8 protein-coding genes are annotated in these 6,412 nt (G+C 51.5%); 5 read left to right on the top strand and 3 right to left on the bottom strand.

The window, feature by feature from the left end; all coding sequences use genetic code 11:
• The coding region (locus G565_RS0119790; RefSeq protein WP_028672000.1) for a transposase at positions 1–313 on the top strand (313 nt) is incomplete at its 5' end.
• Between the two features lie 14 nt (positions 314–327).
• Here G565_RS0119790 and G565_RS0119785 read toward each other — a convergent pair.
• The 3 genes from G565_RS0119785 to G565_RS0119775 all read right to left on the bottom strand — a co-directional run bounded on the left by G565_RS0119785 (position 328) and on the right by G565_RS0119775 (position 1,491).
• Positions 328–774 carry a HipA N-terminal domain-containing protein gene (locus tag G565_RS0119785; protein WP_028672376.1) on the bottom strand — a complete coding sequence of 149 codons (447 nt, stop codon included), beginning with the start codon at positions 772–774 and terminating at the stop codon, positions 328–330.
• On the bottom strand, positions 764–1,096 hold the full coding sequence (locus G565_RS0119780) for a helix-turn-helix transcriptional regulator (protein WP_028672375.1): 333 nt from the start codon (positions 1,094–1,096) through the stop codon (positions 764–766). Before G565_RS0119780 ends, G565_RS0119785 begins: the two co-directional genes overlap by 11 nt.
• Positions 1,097–1,248: 152 nt before the next feature.
• Complete coding sequence (locus tag G565_RS0119775) at positions 1,249–1,491, bottom strand: hypothetical protein (protein ID WP_028672374.1); 243 nt, start codon at positions 1,489–1,491, stop codon at positions 1,249–1,251.
• 278 nt (positions 1,492–1,769) lie between these two features.
• Between G565_RS0119775 and G565_RS0119770 the strand changes: the two genes are divergently transcribed.
• The 4 genes from G565_RS0119770 to G565_RS27800 form a co-directional block, all read left to right on the top strand.
• Positions 1,770–2,783 (top strand): ABC transporter substrate-binding protein, encoded by a 1,014-nt coding sequence (locus G565_RS0119770; RefSeq protein ID WP_028672373.1) that lies wholly within the window; start codon positions 1,770–1,772, stop codon positions 2,781–2,783.
• 9 nt (positions 2,784–2,792) lie between these two features.
• On the top strand, positions 2,793–3,575 hold the full coding sequence (locus G565_RS0119765; RefSeq protein WP_084649483.1) for an ABC transporter permease: 783 nt from the start codon (positions 2,793–2,795) through the stop codon (positions 3,573–3,575).
• Positions 3,560–4,327, top strand: a complete 768-nt coding sequence (locus tag G565_RS25100; RefSeq protein ID WP_051208312.1) for an ABC transporter ATP-binding protein — start codon at positions 3,560–3,562, stop codon at positions 4,325–4,327. Before G565_RS0119765 ends, G565_RS25100 begins: the two co-directional genes overlap by 16 nt.
• Positions 4,328–4,367: 40 nt before the next feature.
• Positions 4,368–6,412: TolB family protein (locus tag G565_RS27800; RefSeq protein ID WP_211227231.1), on the top strand; the 2,045-nt coding region annotated here is incomplete at its 3' end.

The following is a 6,412-nucleotide window of genomic DNA, read 5'->3' as shown; positions in this document are numbered from 1 at the left end:
ATGGGCTATCAAAGAACATTTCCGACCCTTTTGGGACTACCACAGTAAAGGTTGGGCGAAACGCTATTTTGAGAAGTGGTACAGCTGGGCTATTCGTTGCCGTTTGGAGCCCATCAAGAAAGTGGCCAGAATGCTAAAAGCGCATAAAAATGGCTTGTTGAATTACTTCGATCACCGGATCAGCAATGCCGTCGCCGAGGGATTAAACTCAAAGATTCAGACGGTAAAGTCCAATGCTCGAGGTTATCGTTCTTTCGAAGGCTTTAGAACGAGCATACTGTTTCACTGTGGGAAGCTGGATATGCTGCCATAGGGTTCCACAGAGTTTTACGAAGAGCCCACATTATTAACTGAACGAAGGATATATTCAGATCGCGAATGCTGGAAATCCAATGCACCAATACGATCCGAGCCTGACTCCAAAAGATAGGCAAGCTCGCTTAAATCAGCGGTATCGGTGCCGACACCTTTAAGCCCTAATTTTTTATTGATGATAACGCGCCGCCCCCACGCATCTGGCGCAGCATCACGAATGCAGCCATACATGCTTAACCCCTCCTGCAAAGGGGCCACTCCGGCTTTAAGCGGTAACTCTGGCTCATAGATAGGGATTGCGGGATTTACATCATTCACCCTCTCCAAGTAGCTTTTACCGTAGTTAAACTGTATGCCGCCGCCATCATCAACCTCTAACTTACCTGCGACAACAGGCTGCGTTTCATCAGGAAGCCATATCCAAACAAAGGCTTCAGAGTAATTTTCATTAGAAGTCATCGTCGATTACCTTCGTCTTCGTTTTGATCCGTTGAGGGAGCAGGGCTACTTTGTCTTTTATATGCTCGATCTGTTTTGTCAGTGAAAGCTTATCTTGCTCAAACAAATTGATGCCGACCAATGTTGCCACTTCGAAGACAAGACCTATCGCACAGCTCATATCGCCATTTTCTATTTTTTGAAGTGTGGCTCTGGATATACCTGTGCGGTCAGCTAGATTTTGCTCTGTCCATTTGCGCTGTTTGCGCCCGAGCTTGATCTGCTCCCCCATCAAAAGGGCGGCCTCTTGAGCGTATTTTGAATAAGTGCGCTGTTTAGTCATGGCGAATAAGGCTCCAAAAGTCTATTTCACTAGCCATTAAAAATCTAATGACCATAATACTAATCAAAACTAGCAGTGCAGGCACTTCTAGTCAAGATAAAAGTATATTTTGATAGTCGTTAGTATATCTAAAGGTCATTATTATAGTCATTTTAAATCAGCCCTGATTGTTTCACTCGCTCCCTAAGCTCATCAAGACTTGGAATGTCTTTCGGCGATTCACAGGAAACAATCTGTTGATCAAGTATGAATACCCAAACCTCAGCAGCACGCTTCTTTTCGAAATCATAGGAATACTGAACATAGACTTCACCAGTCACATCTCTTTCGCCATCGCTGTGATTGAGTATCAACCGTGCATAGAGCTTAGGCAGGCCAGACGCTTCAGCCGCCAAGCTACGAGCGCCTCCACTGGGGCCCGCATCGCAGAAGGTCTTGCTGTAGCCATCATCGCCTATGTCGCCGGGGTGTTAGGGGTAGGTTACCTCGGTTTACCCGGAGTCAATAAGGCAACGTCTGCAATGTCAGCGCGTTGCCGGTACATCGTCTGGAGGCTCCTCAAGGCGTACATCCATCACTATCCATATTCCAAAATAGTATTAATTCGACCTTTTTACTTTGTTTTATTTATATACCATTGGGCTTCTATTCCTAATGCCTTTAGAGTCCGACTATGCGACGCGTCCTTACTCCGATCTTTGCTGTACTGCTCAGTTGGAGCGGTTTCACCTTAGCGAATGAGTCCCTGGAGATCGGCTACATGCCTATTATCCCTGTGTCTCAGGCTTTTGTACTGCTGGAAAGCGACAGCCTCGCCAAAGCAGGGATCACTGACCCGGATTTGATCAAATTCCAAAACGGTCCTGCCATAGTGCAGGCACTGCTGGCCGGTCAGCTGGACGTGGCCTACCTGGGCATAGGGCCGGCAATGGTGGCCCGAGCTAAGGGAGCCGATATCAAGGTAGTTGCCGCCAACATAGTTGAACAGATCAGCATGGTCACGCTGGGAGAGCTGACGCCCTATTTCGCCAACGGAGACGCTGCCACCGCATTCGAACGATTCAAGGCCGATAAAGGTCGCAAGTCGGTCATCTCGACCTTCCCTCAGGGTTCTGTCCCTGAAACAGTGCTTCAGTACTGGCTACGCAAGCAGTTGGGACTGAGCGCGCAGGAAATTGCGGACAATATCGATATTATCTATCAGGGGGCGGCTCAGGTGCAGCAGTCGCTGATGACTGACGCAGTCGATGGCGCCGCAATTCTTGAGCCGATTGTCAGCATCGTGCTGGACCGAAATAGAGAGGCCCGGGTGATTGTATCGGGCTCGGACATGTTTCCGAATCAACCGGGTGCGGTGTTGGTAGTGCGTGAGAGCTTGATCACCGATCGGCCGGCGCTGGTCAGAACGCTGGTCAAAGCCCATATCGAGTCCACCGGACAGTTACGTGAAACACCATCCGATGTGGCAGCTGCTGTGGGCAAATACGTTGGCGGTGGACGATTGCCAGCGGCAATTGTGCTTCAGGCACTGGAACGTTCCAGCGCCCAGTTCCAAGCTGATCCCAATTCAATCATCGACGGTACCCGTACCATGCGCGATTTTCAGACCGAGCTCGGCTTAGACGTTGAGGTGGATCTGAGCAGTCTTTTCGACACCAGTTTTTACGACGAACTGATGCAGGAGTAAACCGGACCGATGTCACAACAGGTGCATCCGCTGACTCGCTCCAGCTGGGGGCGAGGACTTCTTGGGCTGGGAGGTGTGTTGGCTTTCGTTGGCTTTTGGAAGTATGCGCAAGTCTCTGGTTGGGCTGCTGCTGGTACCATACCCGATCCATTCATGTTGGCCGGTGCACTTGCAGACGAGTGGACCTCCGATCGTTTACTGCCAGCGCTCCTATCTAGTCTGATCCATTATGTATGGGGCCTCGCGCTGGGTACGCTGCTTGGTTTCCTGGTTGGCACAGTGGCCGCATCCTCGTCACTGATGGATGCTCTGCACGGCTGGCTGGCGCGTATCCTGAGACCCATTCCGCCGCTGGCCTGGGTGGTATTCGCTATCGCCTGGTTCAAGGTCAGCCATGCCGGTGCTGCATTTGTTATCGCCATCGGCGTGTTCTGGGTGAACTACTTCGCCAGCTATTCTGCCGTCCGTAATGTCGACCCGAAATACTACGAACTGTCCCGTGCCTTCGGTCAGAATGGATTTCTGCGTCAGGCGTTGCAGGTTACGTTACCGGCAGCCGCTCCGGGAATTTTCTCCGGCATTCGTACTGGCATTGGTCAAGCCTGGATGACGTTGATCGCAGCTGAATTGCTTGGAGTACCCGGCATGGGACAAGAGATGAACTCCGCTGCCGGGATTGGTGCCTATGAGGCGGTTGTGGTGTACATGTTGATCATTTCGCTGGTTTACACCCTCAGCGATACCTTTTTTGCGCAGGTCGAGAAGCGAGTCCTTCAATGGCGCCCATCCTAAAGATAGAGAACCTCAGCTACCACTATGACAACAGCGATCAACCCGTATTTGCCGAGATTGATCTGGAGGTGAGGTCAGGCGAGTTTATCGCCGTAGTGGGGGGCTCCGGCGTCGGCAAATCAACACTAATGCGTTGTGTGGCCAGCCTTACAGAACCCAGTGATGGTGAAATCGTACTGTATGTGCCGCACGATGACGCCCGTCGGCGCCGAGGTATCGTATTCCAAGATGGTCGACTGATGCCCTGGCGTCGTTTGCGTGGCAATGTGGCATATGGACTCAAGGGGTTAAAGCTGAGCGCACAGGAGAAAAGGGCGCGTGTTGATGAAGTGTTGGAACTGACGCGCATGGAGGATCTGGCTGATCGCTGGCCGCACCAGTTATCTGGCGGTCAGGTGCAGCGCGTCGGCATCGCCAGAGCACTGGCGGTTCATCCGCATCTGCTGCTGATGGACGAGCCGTTCAGCGCTGTGGATGCGATTACCCGTCGCCACCTGCTTGCCGGTAACCGAGTCTATGGCGTTTCTACGCCTGTCCCGGCTGCAGTGAATGACAAGCTGTTGGGCCTCCTCGTCCAGTTTCATCTTATTGACGCGCTGGCCTTTGAGGCCCAAAATATGACTCGGGATTCCGATGCCCATATACCTGCTCTATATAAAGTTGTTAGAAGCCTTATATTTCAGCAGGTAATTGGGGGTCGGCATCTTTTTTTCACTCATAGGACCGGAGAAGAGCCCGATCAATTAAGGTGAAATATAGATACTCCGCTATCAACCGAAAGGACCCTGCGTCATGAATCAGTTGCCCGTCAGTTTGTCGTCCCAACCCGTCAGCCCTTTTAATCTGTTCGGCCCATTTTCCCGCCCCGTCACCCTCGCCCGTTTTGGTCTGATCGGGCTGGTAACTTTGGGCCTGGTGGCATGTGGTGGGGGTGGTTCTGATGGTACTAACGGTACTAACGGTACTAACGGTACTAACGGTACTAACGGTACTAACGGATTAATCAGTTTGATAGAGACCAGTGTGGAACCCGTCGGAACTAATTGCCAGTTTGGCGGCACACGCATTCAATCGGGTATTGATAATAACGATGATTCTGTACTGCAAACAGTGGAAGTCACATCGACTGAATTTTTGTGCGGACTGTCATTATCCGCCTTCGATGGGCTGGTCTACAGCGCCGACGCCAATGTGGACGGCATGCGTGAGCTATTCATGACATCGAAAGACTCGGCCACGGTCAGTAAATTGATTGGGCCCAGGTCGAGTTCAGGCGATGTTGAGGGGTTTGCAGTCTCACCCGATAAAACCAGAGTGGCCGTGTGGGGGGATTTAGAAACGCAGGGTGAAGAGGAGTTGTTTGTCATTAGCCTGGTTGACGGGAGTGCGCCCGTTAAAGTATCTGGCCCGCTGGTGGCCGGTGGTGCAGTTCTATCTGATTTCCAATGGTCACCGGATAGCAGTCGCTTGGCTTATAGAGCAGACCAGGATACAGATGGTGTAATCGAACTCTACAGTGTACTGGCGGATGGTACCGGTAATGCAAAAGTATCTGGCCCGCTAGTGGCCGGTGGTGATGTTCTATTTAATTTCCAATGGTCACCGGATAGCAGTCGGCTGGCTTATCGAGCAGACCAGGATGCAGATGGTGTATTCGAACTCTACAGCTCGTTGGCGGCAGGGGGCGACAATGTCACAGTATCTGGCACGCTGGTGGCCGGTGGTAATGTTCAAACTGATTTCCAATGGTCACCGGATAGCAGTCGGCTGGCTTATAGAGCAGACCAGGAGACAGATGGTGTAGACGAACTCTATAGTGTTTTGCCGGATGCTAGCGACAATGTCAAAGTATCTGGCCCGCTGGTGGCCGGTGGTGCAGTTCTATCTGATTTCCAATGGTCACCGGATAGCAGTCGGCTGGCTTATCGAGCAATCCAGGATACAGATGGTGTAGACGAACTCTATAGTGTTTTGCCGGATGCTAGCGACAATATCAAAGTATCTGGCCCGCTGGTGGCCGGTGGTGATGTTCTACCTGATTTCCAATGGTCACCGGATAGTAGTCGATTGGCTTATAGAGCAGACCAGGATGCAGTTGGTGTATTCGAACTCTACAGCTCGTTGGCGGCAGGGGGCGACAATGTCACAGTATCTGGCACGCTGGTGGCCGGTGGTAATGTTCAATCTGATTTCCAATGGTCACCGGATAGCAGTCGGCTGGCTTATCGAGCAGACCAGACAACAAATAAGGTAGACGAACTCTACAGTTCGTTGGCAGATGGTGCGGGTAAGGTAAAAGTATCTGGCCCGCTGGTGTCGGCCAATAGTGATGTTGTCGATTTCCAATGGTCACCGGATAGCAGTCGCTTGGCTTATAGAGCAGACCAAGACACAGCTGGTGTACGAGAGCTTTATAGTGTTTTGCCGAATGCTAGCGACAATGTCGCAGTATCTGGCCCGCTGGTGTCGGCCAATAGTGATGTTGTCGATTTCCAATGGTCACCGGATAGCAGTCGCTTGGCTTATAGAGCAGACCAAGACACAGCTGGTGTACGAGAGCTTTATAGTGTTTTGCCGAATGCTAGCGACAATGTCGCAGTATCTGGCCCGCTGGTGTCGGCCAATAGTGATGTTGTCGATTTCCAATGGTCACCGGATAGCAGTCGCTTGGCTTATAGAGCAGACCAAGACACAGCTGGTGTACGAGAGCTTTATAGTGTTTTGCCGAATGCTAGCGACAATGTCGCAGTATCTGGCCCGCTGGTGTCGGCCAATAGTGATGTTGTCGATTTCCAATGGTCACCGGATAGCAGTCGCTTGGCTTATAGAGCAGACCA

It is taken from the genome of Saccharospirillum impatiens DSM 12546 (assembly GCF_000423605.1).
Taxonomy (GTDB): Bacteria; Pseudomonadota; Gammaproteobacteria; order Pseudomonadales; family Natronospirillaceae; genus Saccharospirillum; species Saccharospirillum impatiens.
This window is presented reverse-complemented; position numbering and strand designations above follow the sequence as displayed.

What these genes read in the sequence shown, in the direction of transcription:
- G565_RS0119780 (WP_028672375.1), bottom strand. Translation starts at nt 1,096, where the DNA reads ATGACTAAACAGCGCACTTATTCAAAATACGCTCAAGAGGCCGCCCTT.
- G565_RS0119770 (WP_028672373.1), top strand. Translation starts at nt 1,770, where the DNA reads ATGCGACGCGTCCTTACTCCGATCTTTGCTGTACTGCTCAGTTGGAGC.
- G565_RS25100 (WP_051208312.1), top strand. Translation starts at nt 3,560, where the DNA reads ATGGCGCCCATCCTAAAGATAGAGAACCTCAGCTACCACTATGACAAC.
- G565_RS0119785 (WP_028672376.1), bottom strand. Translation starts at nt 774, where the DNA reads ATGACTTCTAATGAAAATTACTCTGAAGCCTTTGTTTGGATATGGCTT.
- G565_RS0119765 (WP_084649483.1), top strand. Translation starts at nt 2,793, where the DNA reads ATGTCACAACAGGTGCATCCGCTGACTCGCTCCAGCTGGGGGCGAGGA.